Origin of the sequence: Streptomyces sp. NPDC058295 (assembly GCF_042880655.1) — a bacterium.
In the GTDB taxonomy this organism is placed as follows: domain Bacteria; phylum Actinomycetota; class Actinomycetes; order Streptomycetales; family Streptomycetaceae; genus Streptomyces; species Streptomyces coriariae.
This window is the reverse complement of record NZ_JBHVYO010000005.1, coordinates 148,614-167,031: the sequence shown is the minus strand read 5'-3', so window position 1 is coordinate 167,031 and position 18,418 is coordinate 148,614. Positions and strand designations below refer to the sequence as shown.

Below are 18,418 nucleotides of genomic sequence, written 5' to 3'. Positions count from 1 at the left end.
GCGGACGGTTAAAGGCCTCTGCACCGGTTGGCAACAACATGGGACGCTACCTACCGCGATGCCCAGGCGGACCGGTACCGTCCAGGTTTCCAGGGGGACTTGATCGGGGGGTCAGGTTGAGCAGTGGGCGTATTCGTGTGCTGAGGCCGCAGGACCTCGGCGAGGGGGAGCGGGAGCGGTGGCGCGCGCTGCGTGCCGAGTCGACGCTGCCGCGAAACCCCTTCATGGAACCGGAGTTCACCGACGCCGTGGGCCAGGTACGGCCACGCTCGCGGGTGGCGGTGGTCTACGAGGGGCGTGAGCCGGTCGGCTTCCTGCCCCACGAGCGGGGCCGGCTCGGACAGGGCCAGGCCCTCGCGTACGGCGTCTCGGACGTGCAGGGCGCGGTGCTGGCCCCGGGTCTGGGGCTGAACGCCGACGAACTGATGCGGGCGTGTGGGCTGTCGAGCTTCGCCTTCGACAACCTGGAGGCGGAGCAGGCGCTGTTCGTCCCGCAGGCGGCCGAGGAGTACGCGTCCTATGTCATCGACGTCGAAAAGGGTTACGAGACCTATGAGTCCGTGCTGCGCGCCCAGTCGCCGAAGTTCCTGAAGACGACGCTGGCCAAGGAGCGCAGGCTCGGCCGCCAGGTCGGGGAGGTGCGGTTCGTGTTCGACGAGCGCGATCCGGCCGCGCTGCGCACGCTCATGGCGTGGAAGTCCGCGCAGTACCGCAGGACCGGTCGCCGGGACCGGTTCGCACAGGAGTGGATCACCCGGCTCGTGGACGCGCTCTCCGAGACCCGCGCGCCGGAGTGCTCCGGCACGCTCTCCGTCCTCTACGCCGGTGACCAACCGATCGCCGCCCACTTCGGACTGCGGTCGTCGACCGTCCTTGCCTGCTGGTTCCCCGCGTACGAACCGGAGTTGGCGAAGTTCTCGCCGGGCCTGGTGCTGCATCTGCGGATGGCCGAGTCGGCCGCCGCCGAGGGCATCGGCCTGCTCGACCTGGGGCGGGGCGCGGCCGAGTACAAGGACTCGCTGAAGACCGGGGAGCTCCCCGTGTACGAGGGGGCGTGGTCGCGTCCGGGGGTGGGCTCCGCGCTCTACTGGCTCAGCCGTGAGCCGTCCCGCCGGGCGCATCACTTCGTGCGCAGCCGGCCGAGGCTCGCCGCGGCGGCCGCACGGACCTTGAAGGGCGCGGGCCGACTGCGCCGACCGTGACGGGCGGCACCGACCGGCCGGCGCGACGGGCCTGACGGACGCGACGGGCCTGACGGACGTGACGGGCGTGACGGACGTGAGACAAGGGGGGTTCATGTACCGCGCTGTACGTGCACAGCAGGAGATACAGAGGTTCCTGGACATCGAGCCGGTGCAGGTCGCCGAGCTGGAGCTGGACCACGGGGGTGTCCTCAGACCGGGGCCGGGAAGTCCGCCCGTCACGCACGGCGAGGTGTTCGTGCTGGTCAGAAGGGGCGGGCGGCCGATCGGGACGCTGCTCGGGTCGGTGCCGCAGGGCGCGGACCCGAAGACCGTCCTCATGGACCTGGCCACGCGCGAGCAGGCTCCCGGGCCGCCTTCGGCGGGGCCCACGGAAGGGGCTGCCCCGACCGCCACGACTGCCCAGCCCGCCACCGTCCCCTTCACCAGCGTCGTCGTCGCCACCCGTGAGCGCGCGGAGAAGCTCGCGCACGCCCTCGACTCGCTGCTCGCCCAGGATCATCCGGACTTCGAGATCGTCGTCGTCGACAACGCGCCCGTGACGAACGCGACCCGGGACCTGGTCGAACGCAAGTACGCCGAGCGCGTGCGGTACGTCACCGAACCGGCGCCCGGTCTCGCCGTCGCGCACAACAAGGGCGTCGAGACGGCCCACGGCGAGGTGATCGCGTTCACCGACGACGATGTCGTGGCGGACCCGCGCTGGCTCACGGAACTCACCGCACCCTTCACCGCCGACCCGGGCCTCGGCTGCGCCACCGGCCTGATCCTGCCGGCCCGGCTGCGGACCCCCGCCCAGGTCCTCCTGGAGAGCCACGGCGGCTTCGCCAAGGGCTTCACGGCCCGCATGTACGACCCACAGGACCCGCCCGCCGACGAACCGCTGTTCCCGTTCACCGCGGGCCGCTTCGGCTCCGGCGCCAACATGGCCTTCCGTACGGAGGTGCTGCGGGCGGCCGGTGGCTTCGACCCGGCGACCGGGGCGGGGACGCTCGCGCGGGGCGGCGACGACCTCTACGGGTTCGTCCGGGTCCTCGCCGGGGGCCACCGGCTCCACTACACCCCGCTGGCCCTGGTCTGGCACCACCACCGGGAGACCTGGCGGGACCTGGAGACCCAGGCGTACGGCTACGGCGCCGGCCTCACCGCCTACCTCACGGCGATCCTCGTCAACCGGCCCGGCCTGCTGCCCGCGTTCCTGGCCCGGCTGCCCCGGGGGCTCGCCCACGCGCGGACGCTGACGGCGAGCCGGGAGGCGGAGCCCGCGGCGGACGGCGCGCCCGGCGGTCACGACGCCCGGACCCATGCCTGGCCCGCCCGGCTCTCCCGGCTCCAGCGGCGCGGCATGCTCTACGGGCCGGTGGGCTATCTGCGGGCCCGGCGCGCGCTGCGAGGTGCTGCGCGATGACGGCGTCCGCACACAGAGCCGGCGGAAACAGCGACGGCAACGGCGGCAACGGCGGCAACGGCGGCAACGGCGGCAACGGGAGTATCCCGGTGTTTCTGTATCACGCGGTGATGGAGGAACCGCCGGGCTGGATCGCCGAGTTCACCGTCAGCCCCAAGCAGTTCGGCGAGCACCTGGACGCCGTCGTGGACAGCGGCCGCACGCCCGTCACGATCAGCGCGCTCGCCGACCACCTCGCGGGGCGGGCGCCGCTGCCGCCCCGGCCGGTGCTGCTCACCTTCGACGACGGCTTCGCCGATCTGCCCGGTCCGACCGCCGAGGCGCTGGCCGGTCGCGGACTGTCCGCGACCGCCTACCTCACCACCGGAGCGATCACCCGTGGCGGACGCAGCCTGCTGCCGCCCGCGCCGATGATGACGCTGGAGCAGGCGGCGCAACTCGAGCGGTACGGCATGGAGATCGGCAGCCACACCGTCACCCACGCCCAGCTGGACACCCTCGCCCCACAGGCGCTCGCGCACGAACTGCGGGTGTCCCGCTCGGTGTTGGAGGACGCCCTCGGCCACCAGGTCCGTCATCTCGCCTATCCGCACGGCTACAGCAGCGGGCGGGTACGGCGCACGGCGGCGGCCGCGGGCTACGAGACGGCCACCGCCGTACGGCACGCGCTCAGTTCGGACCGCGACGAGCACTACCGCATCGCCCGGCTCATCGTGCGCCGCGGTCACACCGTCGCCGATGTCCGGGGCTGGCTGGCGGGATCCGGCGCCCGTGTCGCCCCGTACCGCGACGGGCCGAAGACGGTCGGCTGGCGCTGGTACCGCCGCGCCCGCGCCGCCGTGCGGGGGCCGGTGTTCGCAGGTTGAGCCGAGTTCGACGATTTTGGTGTGAAAAGAAGAGAAAATTCCTATAGTTGACTTGAGGGAGGGGGGCCTCGACGTGCAACACCATGTGCCCGTACCGAGCACCGAGAGCAGCGAGCTGCCCACCCCTGACCTCTCCACCGGACCGGGCAGCCCCGGTAGACCGGGGAGCCCGGGCGGTCCGAGTAGCCCTGGCAGTCCGGGCGGTCCGAGTAGTCCGGGTAGTCCGGGCCCGACCACCGGCGGTGACCGCGGACCCTGGCGGATCCCACGCCGCCGACCGGACGCCGGCCTGCTGACGCTGCTGCTCGCCGCCGGACTGTGGGTGTACGCACTGCCCCGCATCGGCTTCCGCGAGATGGGCGACTACGGCCTGCTGGACCGGCTGCCGGTCGCCTACTACCTGTCGTTGCTGGTCCTCACCGCGGGCTTCGTCCTCAGTCTGCGGCGTGCGGGCACCGCACCCTGGTGGCCGGCCGCGCACTGCGCCGCGCTGCTCCTCGCGCTGAAGGCGCCGCCGGCGGTGCTGTACGACGCGGTGCGCTACCCGTGGGCCTCCAAGCACGACGCCATCGTCAACACACTGCTCGCCAACGGTGAGCTGCGACCGGGTGCGGCACTGTCGGGCAACATGTCCGCGTACGACCAGTGGCCGGGCTTCTTCACCCTCAACGCGGGCCTGGTGCGCGCCTTCGGCGCGGAGAACGCCGCCGTGTACGCCAACTGGGCGCCGATCGTCGTCGGCCTGCTCATGATGCCGGTGCTGGTCCTGATCTACCGCACCTTCTGCGAGGACTGGCGGCTGATCTGGACCGCCGTGTGGATCTTCCAGCTCGCCAACTGGGTGGGCCAGGACTACTTCGCCCCGCAGGCGCTCGCGTACCTGCTGCACCTGACGGTCCTCGCGGTGGTGCTGCGGCACTTCGTGCGGCCCGGGTCCGCCGGACGGCTGCGCGACCGCACCTTCCTCGACCCGGTGGCCGCGCCCGTCCCGCCACCGACGGGACGGAGACAGCGCGCGGTGTGCGTGGTGATCCTGGCTCCGCTGATCGCCGCCATCAACGCCACACACCAGCTCACCCCGGTGATGCTCACCATCTGTCTGGTCGCGCTCAGCCTCACCCGCCGCTACCGCAACTACGGGCTGCTGGTCGTCGCCGCGCTGCTGATGCTCACCTGGGACCTGACCATGGGGCGTCCGCTGTTCGTCGAGACGCTCTCCACCATCAGGAAGTCGATCGGCGAACTGACGGAGAACTCCCGCGCGGGCTACGCGGGGCAGCTCACCGGGCCCGGGCCGGAACTCGCGGGCACCGCCAACGTGGCGATGGTGCTCGCGGTCGCCGTCCTCGCCGGGACCGCCGTCGTACTGCGGCGCCGGCTGACCCGCAGCGCGTTGCCCCTGCTGCTGGTGTCCGTCGCCCCGGTACCGCTGTTCGCCGTCAACGACTACGGCGGCGAGATGCTCTTCCGTGTCTATCTGTTCGCCCTGCCCGGCGCGGCCTTCTTCGCCGCCGCCGCGCTGGTGCCGGCCGTCGCGGGGACCCACCGCAGCAGGGCGAAGGCACTGCGGCGCAGGACGGCGTCCATCGCCCTGCCGGTCGTCCTGCTGGTGCTGCTGGCCGGCTTCCTGCCGTCGTACTACGGCAAGGAGAAGATGTTCTACACGCCGCCGGACGAGACCGCCCTGGTCACCAGGGCCCTCGACAACGCTCCCGACGGCTCGCTGATCCTCGCCACCAGCGGCTCCTTCCCGCAGGCACTGCACCGCTACGACCGTCTCGAACACTGGTTCTTCGCCGAACAGGCGCTGCCCGAGAACGAGAAGATGCTGAAGGATCCGGCCGGCTATCTCGCGGACGGGATCCCACCGGGCGCGAAGGCGTACGTCGTCCTCACTCGCACCCAGGACATCTACACCGCCGGCGAGGGCCTGCTGCCGCCCGGTGGCTTCGAGACCCTGCGTTCGAAGCTGTCCGCCTCGCCCCTCTTCCGGACCGTCGAGAGCCATCCGTACGGCGTCGTCCTGGAGTACCGCCCGGCCACCCGATGAATGACCACAAGGTGATCGAAGTGACGACCACAGGCTCCGAGGACATCGACGACATCGACAACGAGAACACCTCCGACAGGGGCCACGGAGACCTCGGCCGCGGCGAACCGGGCCACGGGGGCCTCCGCCACGGGGAGCCGGGTCGCTGGGACCTCGGCCACGGAGAACTGGGCCAGGGGCAACTGGGCCACGGGGACGGGGGCCACGGGGAACTGGGCACGGGGGGCGTGGATGTGGGCGCCGGGGACATGGGCGTGGGGGGTGTGGGCGCCGGGATCACGGGCGAGGCCGAAAGGGCCGAGGGCAGCAGGTTCACCTCGACGCACCTGAGAGTCCTCGTCGCGGCCTCGGGCTGGTCGGCGCTGGCCGCCACCGCCGTACCCGGCCCCTCTCCGCTGCGCTGGATCCCGGTGCTGCTGTTCGTCCTGTTCGGTCCTGGCTGCGCGGCGCTGTATCCGCAGCCAGGTCGCCTGGCCTCCGGCGCCAGGCTGGAGGCGGTCGCGCTCGCCGCGCCCATCAGCCTCTCGCTCTGCGTGCTCACCGCCACCTCGCTGTTCCTGGTGAAGGCCTTCTCGATGACCGCCTTCCTGGTCTCGCTCGCCTGCTTCACCACGGTCACCGCGGCCCTGCCGGGGCTACCGCTGCCCGCCGCTCGGCGCGGCGCGGTCGAGCGCGCCAAGGTCAGGCGCAGGCCTTCCGGCGGCAGTGACACATGACGGGGCGGCATCGGCTACGCGGACCACGCAAGCCGACCGAACCGGACGGGGTGAGGGGCGTGGAGAACCACACGGGGGACGGGTTGAGGGACGACTTGGGGGACGGCTTGGGGAACGGGTTGAGGGACGGGCTAGGCGACGGGTTAGGGGATGGCTTGGGCCACAGCTCGGGGGACGGTCCGGGGAACGGTCCGGAGAGCTCCCCGGCAGGCGACCCGGCAGGCGACCCGACGAGCGGCCCGAGGAACGCGCCAGGCACCCCGAGGAAATCGTCGGCGGACGCACCGCCGCGCGCCCCGAGAAGCGCGAGGCGCACCTGCACCGCTGTCGCGATGGTGGCGGTGGCCGCGCTGCTCGCCGGGCTCGGCATCTGGGCCGGCCGCTCCGAGGACCCGGATTCCGCGGCGGACGCCCTGCCCGACAACGCGGCCTCGGGTGAGCTGCCGAGCGGACCCTGCGCCCCCACCGACACGCTGGTCCCGCCCTGCGGCGCCTGGTGGGGCGCCGCCGTCCCGTACGCCGAGGACGGCTCGCTCAAGGACGCCGTGCACGGCTTCGAGAAGAGGATCGGCCGCAAGCTGGACCTCGTCTACAACTACCACGACATGTCGGGCACCCGGCTGGACGGGGAACTGCTCACCCCCGACGAACAGGAACTCGGCAAGGACCGGCTGCTCATGCTGGCCTGGGAGTCCACGGTCTGGACCGAGCCGCATCACGAGAACTGGACGGAGACCCAGCTCGGCTGGAAGAACATCGCCTCCGGCAAGCTCGACGAGGAGATCCTCGATCCGCAGATCCGGCGTATCAAGGCCTACGGCAAACGCGTCTTCCTCTCCTTCGACCAGGAGACCGACGCCCGCATCAAGGAAGGCGCGGGCACCCCGGCGGAGTTCGTCGCCGCGTACCGCCATGTCCGTGACCGGTTCCGCGCACTGGGTGCCGACAACGTGGTGTGGGTGTGGACCGTCTCCGGCTACCTCGGCGGCGCGGCCGACATGAAGGCGCTCTACCCCGGTGACGAGTACGTCGACTGGATCGCCATGGACCAGTACAACTACTACCAGTGCCACGGCACCACGGACTGGAAGGACTTCCTGCACAGTCAGCGGCCCAGCTACGAGTGGCTGCGCGAGAACATCAGCGACGAAAAGCCGGTGATGCTGGCGGAGTTCGCCACCGCACCGGACGCCGACGCCCCGCAACGCCAGCGCGACTGGTACACCCAGATCCCCGCCGCCGTGAAGAAGCTCCCGGAGGTGAAGGCGCTGGTGCACTGGAACCGGCCGACCTCCGAGAAACCCGCGTGCGACCTGACCGTCAACGAGGGTCCGGGCCTCGAGGGCTACCGGGAGGCGGGTAGGAACGGCTACTTCCACCAGCCCGTGCCGCCCCGCTGACCGCGCCGCGCGGCGGTCCGGCCCCCGCCCGGCCACGGGTGACGAGCGGCAGGAACGCGGCGGCTAGGACGAGCACGACGAACAGGGGCACGGCCGCCGGCGCGAGCTCCTGCCGCCACACCCAGCCGCCCACCGCGACGAGATACAGGACGCCCCAGCGCCCCGGCCACGTCAACCACCGGTCCGCGCCGCCGAGCAGCAGCCACACAGGCACGAGGCCCAGCAGCTGGGCGGCCGGCGGTGCCCAGCGCAGCAGCGGTTCGGGCCCGTCGAGCCGCATCCCCTCCGCGAGGAAACCGGCCGCCTTCGCGTACCACGCCCCACCGACCGGCGACGGCTCCCGGCCGAAGGCGAAAGGTACGGCGTACAGGGCGAGCAGCACCGAACCCAGCGCCGCCCCCGGCAGCAGCGCGCCACGCGCCGCGCGCAGTGTCACCGCGCCGACGAACACCACGAGCAGCAGGCCGCCCGCGACGAGCGCCGTGAGCGGCAGCGCCGCCAGCAGCTGACGTCCGGTCAGTACGTGCCCGGACGGGCCGTCGAGCCACGGCAGCTCGTTCAGCGCGGTCGTCCAGAAGGCCGCGGTGGCCACGCCGAGCAGGCCCCACAGTCCGCCCGCGACCCACCTCTCCCGGCCCCCGGCCTGAGCGGACCGGCCCCTCGCGACCTCACGAGCCGACTCGTCCCGCCCGCCGGTCCCCCCGGCCCCCTCGGCCCCCTCGGCTCCCTTACTTCTCCTGCCGACGTCGGACCGGCGCGGGGGCCGCTTTATCAGCGCCAGCGTGTCCGCCTGCAGCGCCTCGCGTTCGTATCCGGGGCGTCCTATGAACAGGGTGACCGTGTCCTCGTCGATGCCGTCGCGTTCGTACGCCGCCCGGCGCGCCCAGTTCGTGCCGTATCCGGCGGTGGCGTTCAGCCGTGCCCAATGGGTGCCGTAGGCCGGGGCGGTGGAGGAACGGCCGACGGGCGGACGGTCGTTGCGGCGCAGCGCGGACCGCAGGCCGACGGCGGAGACGGCGGCGATCAGCGTCATGCTGATCAGCACCGCCCAGCCCGCGCCGGCGATCCCGGCCGGGGCGAACAGCAGGGCGGCGCTGCCCAGCACCATCGTGCACATGGCGCCTTGGAGCGCGGCGAGCACCCCGGTGCGGCCCTGCACCCGCAGCACCCCGATGTACAGCTCGACCACGACCCGGGGCAGCGCCCCGGCGGCCAGCAGCCGCAGCACGGTGGTGCCGTGCTCGGCGTAGTCCTCGTGGAACGGCAGCAGGATCTGCGGGGCGAACACCACCAGGACCAGCACCACCGGCACCAGCAGCAGCGTCATCCGGCGCAGCGCCCCGCGCACACCCTCGGCGAGCTGGCGCGGATCGTGCGAGGCGTGCGCGGTGAGGGAGGAGGCCATGTTGATGGCCATGAACTCCATCGTGCCGCCGACGGTGTACGCGACGTAGAAGTAGCCGTTCTCCGCCGCGCTGAACCGGACCGCGACCATCACCGGCAGCAGGTTGATCATCGCCAGGCTGAACAGCGCGCCCAGCGAGTCCCCGGCCAGGAAGCGGCCCATCTCACGCAGTTGGGGAGGCTCCAGGTCGCGGTCGGCGGCGGCCTGGCGCGGGATCAGCCGACGGAAGATCAGCCAGCCCAGCGGCAGCGTCGAGAACGCGATCGCGACGGCCCAGGACACGAAGATCCCGAGCGCCGGCAGCGCGGTCGCGCACACGGCCAGCAGGATCAGCTTGCCGACGGAGAACACCGCGTTTCCGACGGGCACCCAGCCCGACCTGCGCAGACCGGTGAGCACCCCGTCCTGGAGCGTGAGCAGCGCCCACGCCACGCACGCGATGACGAACGCCGTTCCCGCGGCGGCCGTGCCGAGCGGCGCGTACGTCGCCCCCCACAAGTCCAGGGTGAGCAGGAAGACGAAGGCGGCGACGGCGACGACCACCGAGCTGGCCGCGTACGCCCGCCACACCAGCGAGCCCGTGGCCCGCCCCGCGCGCGGCACGAAGCGGACAACGGCCCCGATCATCGTCGTCGCCGTGATGCTGGCGAGCAGCCGCATCGCCGCGATCGCGGCCGAACCCTGGCCGACGGCCTCCTCCGAGTAGTAGCGCGCGGCCACCAGCCAGAAGCCCAGGCCCAGCACGGCGGAGACGCCCGTGCTGAGCATCAGGAAGTAGGCGTTCTTGAACAGGGATCCGGAACCGCGAGTGTCGTCGGCCGGTGCCGTGCCCGCCGCCTCCTTGCCGACGGGCGGCGCCGAGGGTTCGGGTACCTGGATCTCGGCCTGCGTCTCAGCCACGGGTCGGCTCCAGCCCTCCCGGAGCCTCGGCCGGCCGTACGCCGGACTCCTGGAGCACCTCGACGACCTGTCGGGCCCGCAGCGGGTCCACGGGCAACGCGTGCCGGGCGAACCAGCGGGCCCCGGCGGGATCGGGCGACGGGTCGGTGAAGGCGGCACCCGCGTAGTCGTCCAGAGGCGGGTCATAGAGGTAGCCGACGACGATGCCCCGCCGCGCGAGCGCCGCCCTCGCGGCGTCCCGGTCGGCGACGAACAGGGGGACGCGGAAAAGGGGTTGGACCCGGTCGGCGCGGGCCGCGCCGGGCCGCGCCCACGGTGTGGACAGGAGCAGCTCCGTGCCTGCCCGGCAGGCCGCCAGCGTCTCGTCCAGCTGGTCGAGCCTGCGGCCGATGCGGCCCGCTCTCAGCGGCCCCGAACGCAGCCGGTAGTCGTGCATGTCGACGCGGACCCAGGAGTCGTGCGCGGTGAGGTCCGGCGCCGCGGCGACGGCGCGGGCCAGCTCGGCCGGCCGCAGCGGCATCCGGATCTCCTCCCGCTCCATCAGCCCGAGCAGCCGCATCGTGGCCCAGGCGGCCCGCCGCAGCCGCAGCCCCCGCACGGTCGCCTCCGCGTACGGCCGGACGGTGTAGGCGAGTTCCGCCGTGAGCCGTCCCGGCAGCAGCAGGTCCTCGCAGGTCTTCGCCAGGGCCTCGCGCAGTCCCGGGTCGGCGCAGGCCAGGAAGCCGCCGGCCTTGGCACCGACATGCTTGGAAAGGCTGAAGACGGAGGCGTCCCCCCAGGCCCCGACCGGTCTGCCCCCCACTTCGCTGCCGATGGCGTGCGCCCCGTCCTCGAACAACGGGATGCCCAGCGCGTCGCACTTCTCCCGCAGGCGCGGTGTGTCGTCCGGGTTGCCGTACAGATTCGTCGTGAGGACGCCGGAGAGCGAGCCCCACACCTCGTCGGGCACGGCATCGACGTCGATCGACGCGTCCAGCGGGTTCAACGGCGCCTGCACGGGCCGCAGTCCCGCCGCGAGCAGCACAAAGAAGATCACGTCGTCGTTGACCGGCGACATCAGTACCCGTCCGCCGGGCGGGCACCAGTGGCGCAAGGCCACGTACAGCCCGAATCTGCACGACGGTACGTACACGCATTCCCGGCCGAGTCTGTCGCGCATGGTCGCTTCCAGCCGTTTCGGCCGTGAGCCACGCCGCGCCGACCCGAGGCCGGCCTCCCCAATGGCCATCCGCCCCCCAGTTGTGCCAGGGGAAGGCCCCCTCCCCGAGGCCTTCCAGCACCCGCCCAGAGTCTCCCGTTTCGCACCGCTCCGTCAAGATTGCGGACCGGCCGGTGGACGACTTCGGGTGAGCAACCGGAAGCGGAGAGCTGCCGGCCGACGGGCCTCGCCGGCCCGGCCCCCGTGTCACTTCCACGACGTCGGCCGTAACGTGTGGCGCGGCTCGGCGCACCCGCGCGACACCCGTTCGAGGTCCGGCGAGCCCGACATGGCGAGCACCAAAGAGCGCACGAAAGAGAGGCAGTACCCGATGCCCCCCTTCGACCTTCCCGAGGGCGACCCCTTCGGTCCGCACAACCTCCCGTACGGCGTCTTCTCCCTCCCCGGCTCCTCGGAGCGGACCGTCGGCGTCCGGCTCGGCGACCATGTCCTCGACGCGGGCGCGGCGGCCCGCGCGCTCGGCTCGCCGCACGCCGGCCTCCTCGCCTCGCCGACGCTCGACCCGCTGCTGGCTGCGGGTCGCACGACCTGGTCGCAGGTGCGCCGCGCCCTGACGGAGTGGGTGACCGACCCCGCCCACCGGCCCACCGTCGAGCCGCTCTTCCATCCCCTCTCCGGCGTGACCCTGCACCTTCCCTTCCAGGTCGCCGACTACGTCGACTTCTACTCGTCCGAGCACCACGCCCGGAACGCGGGAGCGATCTTCCGTCCGGACGCCGGTGACGTCCTCCTGCCCAACTGGAAGCACCTGCCGATCGGCTATCACGGCCGGGCCGGCACGGTCGTGGTCTCCGGCACGGACGTCGTCCGCCCGTCCGGCCAGCGCAAGGCTCCCGACGAGCCGGCGCCCGTCTTCGGCCCTTCCGTGCGGCTCGACATCGAGGCCGAGGTCGGCTTCGTGGTCGGCGTGCCCTCGCGGCAGGGCAGCCCGGTCGCGCTGGCCGACTTCCGCGAGCACGTCTTCGGTCTGTGCCTGCTCAACGACTGGTCCGCCCGCGACCTCCAGGCCTGGGAGTACGTCCCTCTCGGCCCGTTCCTCGCCAAGTCGTTCGCCACGTCGGTGTCCGCGTGGATCACCCCGCTGGAGGCCCTGGAGAACGCACGGGTGACGCCCCCGGAGCGGACCCATCCCCTCCTCCCCTACCTGGACGACGCGGCCGCCGAGCCCGGCGGCTACGACCTGCGGATCTCCGTCGCGCTCAATGGTCAGGTGATCTCCGATCCGCCCTTCTCCACCATGTACTGGACGGCCGCCCAGCAACTCGCCCACCTCACGGTCAACGGCGCCTCCCTGCGCACGGGCGACCTGTACGGCTCGGGCACGGTGAGCGGCCCCCACCCGCACGAGCGCGGCTCCCTGCTGGAACTGACCTGGAACGGCCGTGACCCGCTGGAACTCCCCGACGGCAAGCGCACGTTCCTGGAGGACGGCGACGTGGTGACCCTGTCCGCCTGGGCTCCCGGCCCCGACGGCACCCGAGTGGGCCTGGGAGAGGTGAGCGGACAGGTGACCGCCGGGTGAGACGACCGGAGGCTGGTCAGGCGCCGGGCGCGGCCATGGTGTCGGGCCCTGTGTCGGGCGCGGGCACGGTGCCGGGGGCGGGCACGGTGCCGGTGACCGACCCGGTGGTGGGGTGGCTGACCGTGGCGAGGCCGTCGCGTCGGGGCGGACGGGGCTGAATCGGGTCCTCGTCGTGGGCTGACTCCCGGAGGAACCGCCGTCATACTGGCGGCGGGCACGGTCCTCGTGCCGAGCCCGCCGCCCATGGCAGGCCGCGCGCACGCGGGTACGGCGTACGCACCCCGCGCGCACGTGGCCCACGCCCCCTTCCCGACCAGGATCCGGAGCCCATGGCATGACTCTCTGCCTGCTCCTGCTGAGCGTCGTCGCCCTGTCCGCCGCGGTGCCGGCTCCGCGCGCACTCACCCGGTCCGCCTGGCCCGAGCGGGAGCCGGTGATCGGGCTGTTGGTGTGGCAGTGCCTGGTCGCCACGGTCCTGCTGTGCTGCCTGACCGCCCTGACCCTGGGCGCCGCCGCCGTGTTCCACACCGTGCGCGCCCGGGTCTTCGCCCCCGCACCGCCCGGGGTCTCCGAGGCGTACGACCTCTCCGCCGCCCCCTTGTGGGCCGCCGCCCTGACCTTGCTGCTGGCCTGCGGAGCCGCCTGGACCACCGCGATGCTGGCCCGCGAACTCGTCGAGGCGCGCCGGCGCCGCGGCCGGGCCAGGGCCCACCTGCGTGAACGCGCCCCCGACCTGCCCGCGGGCCTGCCGTCCGGGCGGGGCCCGCTGCTGGTGCTGGAGGACGAGTACCCGGACGCCTGGTGGATGCCGGGCAACCCACCCCAGTTGATCGTGACGACCGGCGCCCTGCACCGCCTCACCTCCCACCAGCTGGACGCCGTCCTCACCCATGAGCGTGGCCATGCCCGCGCCCACCACGACTGGCTGCTCCACCTGTCGACCGCCCTTGCCACCGGCTTCCCCCGCATTCCGCTCTTCTCCCACTTCTGCGACCAGACCCACCGCCTGGTCGAACTCGCCGCCGACGACACGGCGTCGCGCCGCTGCGGTCACCTGACCACGGCGCTGGCCCTGATCGAGCTGAACCAGCACCGGGGCGTCCTGTCCTGCGCGTCGAGCAACCGTCTCCTCGGCGAGCGGGTCGACCGCCTGCTCCAGCCGCCCCCGCGCCTGCTCCGCAGACAGCGGGCGCTGACGACGACGGTGGCCACGCTGGTGCCGCTGCTGCCCCTGCTGATCACCTTCGCCCCGGGACTGACGGCGTTGTCCTGACCACGTCGGCCTGATGGCGTCACCCGACGCCTTGTCCTGACCGCGTCGGCCTGACCACACTGCCCCGACGGCGTTGTCCCGACCTGGCAGATCTTGTGTAAGACGGTCCTGTTTCCCCAGGTCAACGCATTCCCTGACGCCCCCGCAGGTGGCGCAACACTCCGGCAACACCGCTTTTCCTACTGGCTCGCTATGGTTCGAAACATGCCACCCACCGACCGCATCCGAGACCACGCCGGCCAGGGCGCGACCACCGTCGCCGCCCACCGTGCGCGGCGTCGGCTGCGCGCGGACCAGGCCCGGCAGCTCGCGGACCTCCTGCGCCGCCAGCTGCTCACCGACGGCTTTCCGGACGGCACGCTCCCCCACGAGTCGACCCTCGCGGCCGACTACCGCGCCTCCCGCAACACCGTCCGCCAGGCTCTCGACCTGCTCCGGGCGGAGGGACTGGTGGAGCGCCTGCCGGGCGTCGGCACGGTCGTCGTGGCGCAGAAGTACCCGCACGGCCTGGACCGTCTGATGGGCCTCGCGGAGACCCTGCACGAGCACGGCCACGTCACCAACGAGGTCCGCACGATGGGCCCCGTCGCCGCGCCCGCCCCGGTGGCCGACCGCCTCCACGTCCCGCCCGGCACCGACGTGCTCTACATCGAACGCCTGCGCCGTCTGGGTGGCCTCCCCCTCTCTCTCGACCTCACCTACATCCCGCTCGACATCGGCACCGCCCTGCTCGGCGCCGACCTGGAGAACACCGACGTGTTCCGGCTCCTGGAGGCCGTCACCGGGCAGCGACTCGGCCACGCCGAGATCACTCTCGAGGCGGTGACCGCGGACGCCCACTCCGCCGCCGTACTGGAGGCGCCGCGTGGCGCTGCCGTCCTCATGCTCGAACGCCTCACCCACCTCGCCGACGGCCGCCCGGTGGACCTGGAGTTCATCCGCTTCCGCGGAGACCGCATCTCGATGAGCGGCCTGCTGCACCGCTCCCTCTGATCTCTCCCACCGACCTCTCCCGCCGGCATCGCTTCCGCCCCCTTCTCCGCCCTCATGCCCGCGCTCTCCTGCTCGTCCTCTTCTCCGCTCTCTTCTCCGCCCTCAACCCTTCATCGCTCGGCACGGCCTCATCGGTTCATCGCCGAGCGGGATTTCTCAGAATTTCTCGGGACTTTTCTGGAGACAGCCATGACCCTGGCACCCCAGCGGGCCGACGTGCCCGTGACCATCGACGAGTCGAAGTGCATCGACGGCTGCACGCTCTGTGTGGACATGTGCCCGCTGGACTCCCTCGCCATCGACGAGAGCAACGGCAAGGCCTACATGCACGTCGACGAGTGCTGGTACTGCGGCCCGTGCGCGGCTCGCTGTCCCACCGGTGCCGTCACGGTCAACATGCCCTACCTGCTCCGGTGAAAGGCCCGAACCTCCATGAAACCCCAAGCGACAGCCGCGTCCGCCGCCCTTCTCCTGCTCCCCCTCACCGGATGCGGCAGCGCCGAGGCCGGCAGCGGCTCCACGGTCACCGTCACCGTCGGCTACCAGTCCAAGACCATCAACACCGTCACGGCCGGCACCCTCCTGCGCTCACTCGGCTACTTCGAGAAGGAGCTGAACGCCCTCGGCGACGGCACGACCTACAAGGTGGACTGGCAGGACTACGCCACCGGCGCCCCCATCACCGCGCAGATGACCGCCGGGAAGATCGACATCGGCTCGATGGGCGACTTCCCGCTCCTCATCAACGCGGCCCGCGGCAAACAGCTCGGCAAGCCCACCCACCTGGTCTCGGTCACCGGCTACAACCTCCGCGGCGGCCTCAACACCATCGTCACGGCACCCGACTCCAAGCTCGCCTCCATCGAGGACCTCAAGGGCAAGAAGGTCTCCACCAGCATCGGTTCCGCCGCCGACGGCACCCTCGTACGGGCCTTGCAGCGCGCCGGCATCGACCCGGCCAAGGGCATCGAGAAGCTCAACCAGCAGCCTGCGGTCGGGGCGTCGGCCCTCTCCGCGGGCAGTGCCGACGCGCTCTCGCAGTTCGTCGCCTGGCCCGGCCTGCTCACCTACCAGGGCAAAGCGAAGGCCCTGTACGACGGCGCCCAGCTGGACCTGCCGACCTTCCACGGCGTCACCGCCCGCGAGGACTTCGCGAAGAAGCGCCCGGCCGTGCTGGAGGCGTTCCTGAAAGCGCAGTCGGAAGCCACCGGCTACCTCGACACGCACCCGGTGGCCGCCGCCGAGAAGGTCGCCGAGGCCACCGGCCTGCCCGCCGAGGTCGTCTACCTCTACAACGGCGCCCACGGCATCTCCACCTTCGACCCGGCCGTCAAGCCGCAGCTCGTCGCCGCGCTCAAGGAGGACGTCTCGATCCTGAAGGCGGCCAAGCTGACCGGAGACGTCGACGTGGACTCCTTCGTCGACGACCAGTACGTGAAGAAGGCGCTCGGCCCGTCCTACGCGAAGCAGCTCGCCGCCGCCCCCGCACCGGCCGCGAGCGAGGTCTGGCCGAAGGGCGCCACGGAGACCCGTACCTTCAAGACGCCCGCCGAGCTGCTGGCCTACGTCGCGCAGCACAAGGACGGCATCCGCGCCGCCTACGTCCCCGACGCCACCACGGGCACCCTGTGGTTCGCCGACCGGGCCGTCTGGGTGGCCGACGGCACGACGCTTGTGCCGTTCGTCGCCCCGGCGACCGCGCAGGCCTACGTCGACGCCCACGGCGGCGCCCGCGTCGTCACGTACGCCGACGCGCTGGGGCGGGCATCGTGACCCGCTATGCGCTGCGGGTGGCCTCGGTGGGGGCCGCCCTCGGCCTGTGGCAGCTGCTCACCAGCCTGGACATCGACCTGTGGTTGCGTTTCTCGCAGTTCCCCACGGTCGCCGACGTGGCCCGCGCCTTCGCCGACCGCCTGGCCGGCGACGACTACTGGACCGACCTCACCGACAGCCTCACCCGCATCGTCACCGGGTTCCTTCTGGCCGCCGTCCTGGGTGTGGCCACGGGCGTGCTCGTGGCGCGCTCGCGTCTCGCCGAGGACCTGCTCGGACCGATCCTCGAAGTCGTCCGCCCGATTCCGGCGATCGCCCTGGTGCCCGTCGCGATCCTGCTCTTCCCCTCCAACGAGCAGGGCATCGTCTTCATCACCTTCACCGCCGCCTTCTTCCCGGTCCTGGTCTCCACCCGGCACGCCGTCCGCGCGCTGCCACCCGGCTGGGAGGAGGCGGTCCGCACGATGGGCGGTGGCCGGTGGCGGGTCCTCGGCTCGGTCGTCCTGCCCGGGGCTCTGCCGGGCATCTTCGGCGGCCTGTCGGTCGGCATCGGGGTGTCGTGGATCTGTGTGATCTCCGCCGAGATGATCTCCGGTCAGTACGGCGTCGGCTACCGCACCTGGCAGGACTACACGGTCGTCGACTACCCGGGGGTGTTCGTCGGCATGGTCACGATCGGCGTGCTCGGCTGGGCCACCTCCACGGCCGTGGAACTCCTCGGCCGCCGCCTCACCCGCTGGCTGCCCCGCACGTCGTACGTCCCCACCGGCCGGGCCCGGCCCAGGAGTCCCCGACCGGCCGCTCCGGCACCGGCCGCCTCGGCCGCCGTCCCCACCGGACCCGAACCCGAGGAGGCCCGCGATGAGCACCTCGTCTGAGACCCGCCAGACCACCCGTACGGACACCGACGGCGCGACCACCGACCCGACCACCACCACCGCGACCGGTACGGCCGTACGCGGTACCCGGCTCACCCTCCGCGCGGCCACCCTCGGCCGCCCCGACGCCGCCGCCCTGGCCGATGTCGACCTGGACGTCCCGCCGGGGGAGATCCTCACCGTCGTCGGCCCCTCGGGCTGCGGCAAGTCGACGCTGCTGCGCACGCTGGCCGGACTGCTGCCCGCGCTGACCGGATCCGTCGAGCAGGACGGTCGGCCGATCGGCGGGCCGGCGGCGGACCGCGCGCTGGTCTTCCAGGAGGACGCGCTGCTCCCGTGGCGCAGCCTGCTGGCCAACGTCGAACTGCCCCTCGCCATCCAGGGCGCACCGCGCTCGGAGCGCAGGAGGCAGGCCGCGGCCTGGCTCGAGCGGGTCGGACTCGCCGACCGCGCCCGGCAGCTGCCGCACCGGGTCTCCGGCGGACAGCGCCAGCGGGCGCAACTGGCCCGGGCGCTTGCCGCGGGCCCGCGCGCCGTCCTCATGGACGAACCCTTCGGCGCCCTCGACGCCCAGACCCGCGCCGGCATGCAGGACCTGCTGGTGGAGGTGCTGCACGGCACGGGCGCGACCGTCGTCTTCGTCACCCACGACGTGGACGAGGCCCTGCTCCTCGGCGACCGCGTGGCCCTCCTCGGCGCGGGCCGCCTCCTCGCCGTACGGGACGTGCCGCGTCCACGCGACCGCGCCGCCCGTGACGACCCCGCGCGCGTGGCCCTGCGACGCGATGTCCTGACCTCACTGAGCACCTGAAA

General features: G+C 72.5%; 15 protein-coding genes. 13 read left to right on the top strand and 2 right to left on the bottom strand.

Annotation, left to right across the window (positions count from 1 at the left end; translation table 11 throughout):
- Positions 1-137 precede the first annotated feature (137 nt).
- From ACFVYS_RS07485 to ACFVYS_RS07460, 6 genes are all read left to right on the top strand, one after another.
- Positions 138-1,202, top strand: a complete 1,065-nt coding sequence (locus ACFVYS_RS07485; protein WP_389499748.1) for a GNAT family N-acetyltransferase — start codon at positions 138-140, stop codon at positions 1,200-1,202.
- Between the two features lie 94 nt (positions 1,203-1,296).
- Entirely contained in the window at positions 1,297-2,610 is a 1,314-nt protein-coding gene (locus ACFVYS_RS07480) for a glycosyltransferase (RefSeq protein WP_389499747.1), read from the top strand.
- A gap of 110 nt (positions 2,611-2,720) precedes the next feature.
- Positions 2,721-3,476: a polysaccharide deacetylase family protein gene (locus tag ACFVYS_RS07475; RefSeq protein ID WP_389499927.1), complete on the top strand. Its 756-nt coding sequence runs from the start codon at positions 2,721-2,723 to the stop codon at positions 3,474-3,476.
- A gap of 85 nt (positions 3,477-3,561) precedes the next feature.
- A complete protein-coding gene (locus ACFVYS_RS07470; protein WP_389499925.1) occupies positions 3,562-5,526 on the top strand; it encodes a hypothetical protein in 1,965 nt (654 codons plus the stop codon).
- Positions 5,527-5,546: 20 nt separating this feature from the next.
- Complete coding sequence (locus ACFVYS_RS07465; RefSeq protein WP_389499745.1) at positions 5,547-6,242, top strand: hypothetical protein; 696 nt, start codon at positions 5,547-5,549, stop codon at positions 6,240-6,242.
- Positions 6,243-6,574: 332 nt separating this feature from the next.
- Positions 6,575-7,642 carry a glycoside hydrolase family 26 protein gene (locus ACFVYS_RS07460; RefSeq protein WP_389499743.1) on the top strand — a complete coding sequence of 356 codons (1,068 nt, stop codon included), beginning with the start codon at positions 6,575-6,577 and terminating at the stop codon, positions 7,640-7,642.
- On the opposite strand, the gene ACFVYS_RS07455 is transcribed toward ACFVYS_RS07460, so the two are convergent.
- Both ACFVYS_RS07455 and ACFVYS_RS07450 read right to left on the bottom strand, forming a co-directional pair.
- Entirely contained in the window at positions 7,563-9,947 is a 2,385-nt protein-coding gene (locus ACFVYS_RS07455; RefSeq protein ID WP_389499741.1) for a lipopolysaccharide biosynthesis protein, read from the bottom strand. The genes ACFVYS_RS07460 and ACFVYS_RS07455 overlap by 80 nt on opposite strands.
- Complete coding sequence (locus ACFVYS_RS07450; protein WP_389499740.1) at positions 9,940-11,175, bottom strand: DegT/DnrJ/EryC1/StrS family aminotransferase; 1,236 nt, start codon at positions 11,173-11,175, stop codon at positions 9,940-9,942. The genes ACFVYS_RS07455 and ACFVYS_RS07450 overlap by 8 nt, the downstream gene beginning before the upstream one ends.
- Before the next feature lie 301 nt (positions 11,176-11,476).
- On the opposite strand from ACFVYS_RS07450, the gene fahA reads away from it, so the two are divergent.
- The 7 genes from fahA to ACFVYS_RS07415 all read left to right on the top strand — a co-directional run bounded on the left by fahA (position 11,477) and on the right by ACFVYS_RS07415 (position 18,416).
- Positions 11,477-12,688 (top strand): fumarylacetoacetase, encoded by a 1,212-nt coding sequence (gene fahA / locus ACFVYS_RS07445; protein WP_389499923.1) that lies wholly within the window; start codon positions 11,477-11,479, stop codon positions 12,686-12,688.
- A 334-nt stretch (positions 12,689-13,022) separates the two neighbouring features.
- A complete protein-coding gene (locus tag ACFVYS_RS07440) occupies positions 13,023-13,961 on the top strand; it encodes a M56 family metallopeptidase (RefSeq protein WP_389499738.1) in 939 nt (312 codons plus the stop codon).
- 204 nt (positions 13,962-14,165) lie between these two features.
- Positions 14,166-14,954, top strand: coding sequence for a GntR family transcriptional regulator (locus ACFVYS_RS07435; protein ID WP_389499737.1), 789 nt, complete (start codon positions 14,166-14,168; stop codon positions 14,952-14,954).
- A gap of 189 nt (positions 14,955-15,143) precedes the next feature.
- Complete coding sequence (locus ACFVYS_RS07430; RefSeq protein WP_020130156.1) at positions 15,144-15,371, top strand: ferredoxin family protein; 228 nt, start codon at positions 15,144-15,146, stop codon at positions 15,369-15,371.
- Positions 15,372-15,386: 15 nt separating this feature from the next.
- Positions 15,387-16,727: an ABC transporter substrate-binding protein gene (locus tag ACFVYS_RS07425; protein WP_389499735.1), complete on the top strand. Its 1,341-nt coding sequence runs from the start codon at positions 15,387-15,389 to the stop codon at positions 16,725-16,727.
- Positions 16,724-17,605 carry an ABC transporter permease gene (locus tag ACFVYS_RS07420; protein ID WP_389499733.1) on the top strand — a complete coding sequence of 294 codons (882 nt, stop codon included), beginning with the start codon at positions 16,724-16,726 and terminating at the stop codon, positions 17,603-17,605. The genes ACFVYS_RS07425 and ACFVYS_RS07420 overlap by 4 nt, the downstream gene beginning before the upstream one ends.
- Complete coding sequence (locus ACFVYS_RS07415; RefSeq protein WP_389499731.1) at positions 17,589-18,416, top strand: ABC transporter ATP-binding protein; 828 nt, start codon at positions 17,589-17,591, stop codon at positions 18,414-18,416. Before ACFVYS_RS07420 ends, ACFVYS_RS07415 begins: the two co-directional genes overlap by 17 nt.
- The last annotated feature ends 2 nt before the right edge of the window (positions 18,417-18,418 follow it).

Bases quoted from the DNA above. Each gene is read 5' to 3' on its own strand.
- ACFVYS_RS07480 (WP_389499747.1), top strand. From the start codon at position 1,297: ATGTACCGCGCTGTACGTGCACAGCAGGAGATACAGAGGTTCCTGGAC.
- ACFVYS_RS07475 (WP_389499927.1), top strand. From the start codon at position 2,721: ATGGAGGAACCGCCGGGCTGGATCGCCGAGTTCACCGTCAGCCCCAAG.
- ACFVYS_RS07460 (WP_389499743.1), top strand. From the start codon at position 6,575: ATGGTGGCGGTGGCCGCGCTGCTCGCCGGGCTCGGCATCTGGGCCGGC.
- ACFVYS_RS07450 (WP_389499740.1), bottom strand. From the start codon at position 11,175: ATGGCCATTGGGGAGGCCGGCCTCGGGTCGGCGCGGCGTGGCTCACGG.
- fahA (WP_389499923.1), top strand. From the start codon at position 11,477: ATGCCCCCCTTCGACCTTCCCGAGGGCGACCCCTTCGGTCCGCACAAC.
- ACFVYS_RS07440 (WP_389499738.1), top strand. From the start codon at position 13,023: ATGACTCTCTGCCTGCTCCTGCTGAGCGTCGTCGCCCTGTCCGCCGCG.
- ACFVYS_RS07435 (WP_389499737.1), top strand. From the start codon at position 14,166: ATGCCACCCACCGACCGCATCCGAGACCACGCCGGCCAGGGCGCGACC.
- ACFVYS_RS07430 (WP_020130156.1), top strand. From the start codon at position 15,144: ATGACCCTGGCACCCCAGCGGGCCGACGTGCCCGTGACCATCGACGAG.
- ACFVYS_RS07425 (WP_389499735.1), top strand. From the start codon at position 15,387: ATGAAACCCCAAGCGACAGCCGCGTCCGCCGCCCTTCTCCTGCTCCCC.
- ACFVYS_RS07415 (WP_389499731.1), top strand. From the start codon at position 17,589: ATGAGCACCTCGTCTGAGACCCGCCAGACCACCCGTACGGACACCGAC.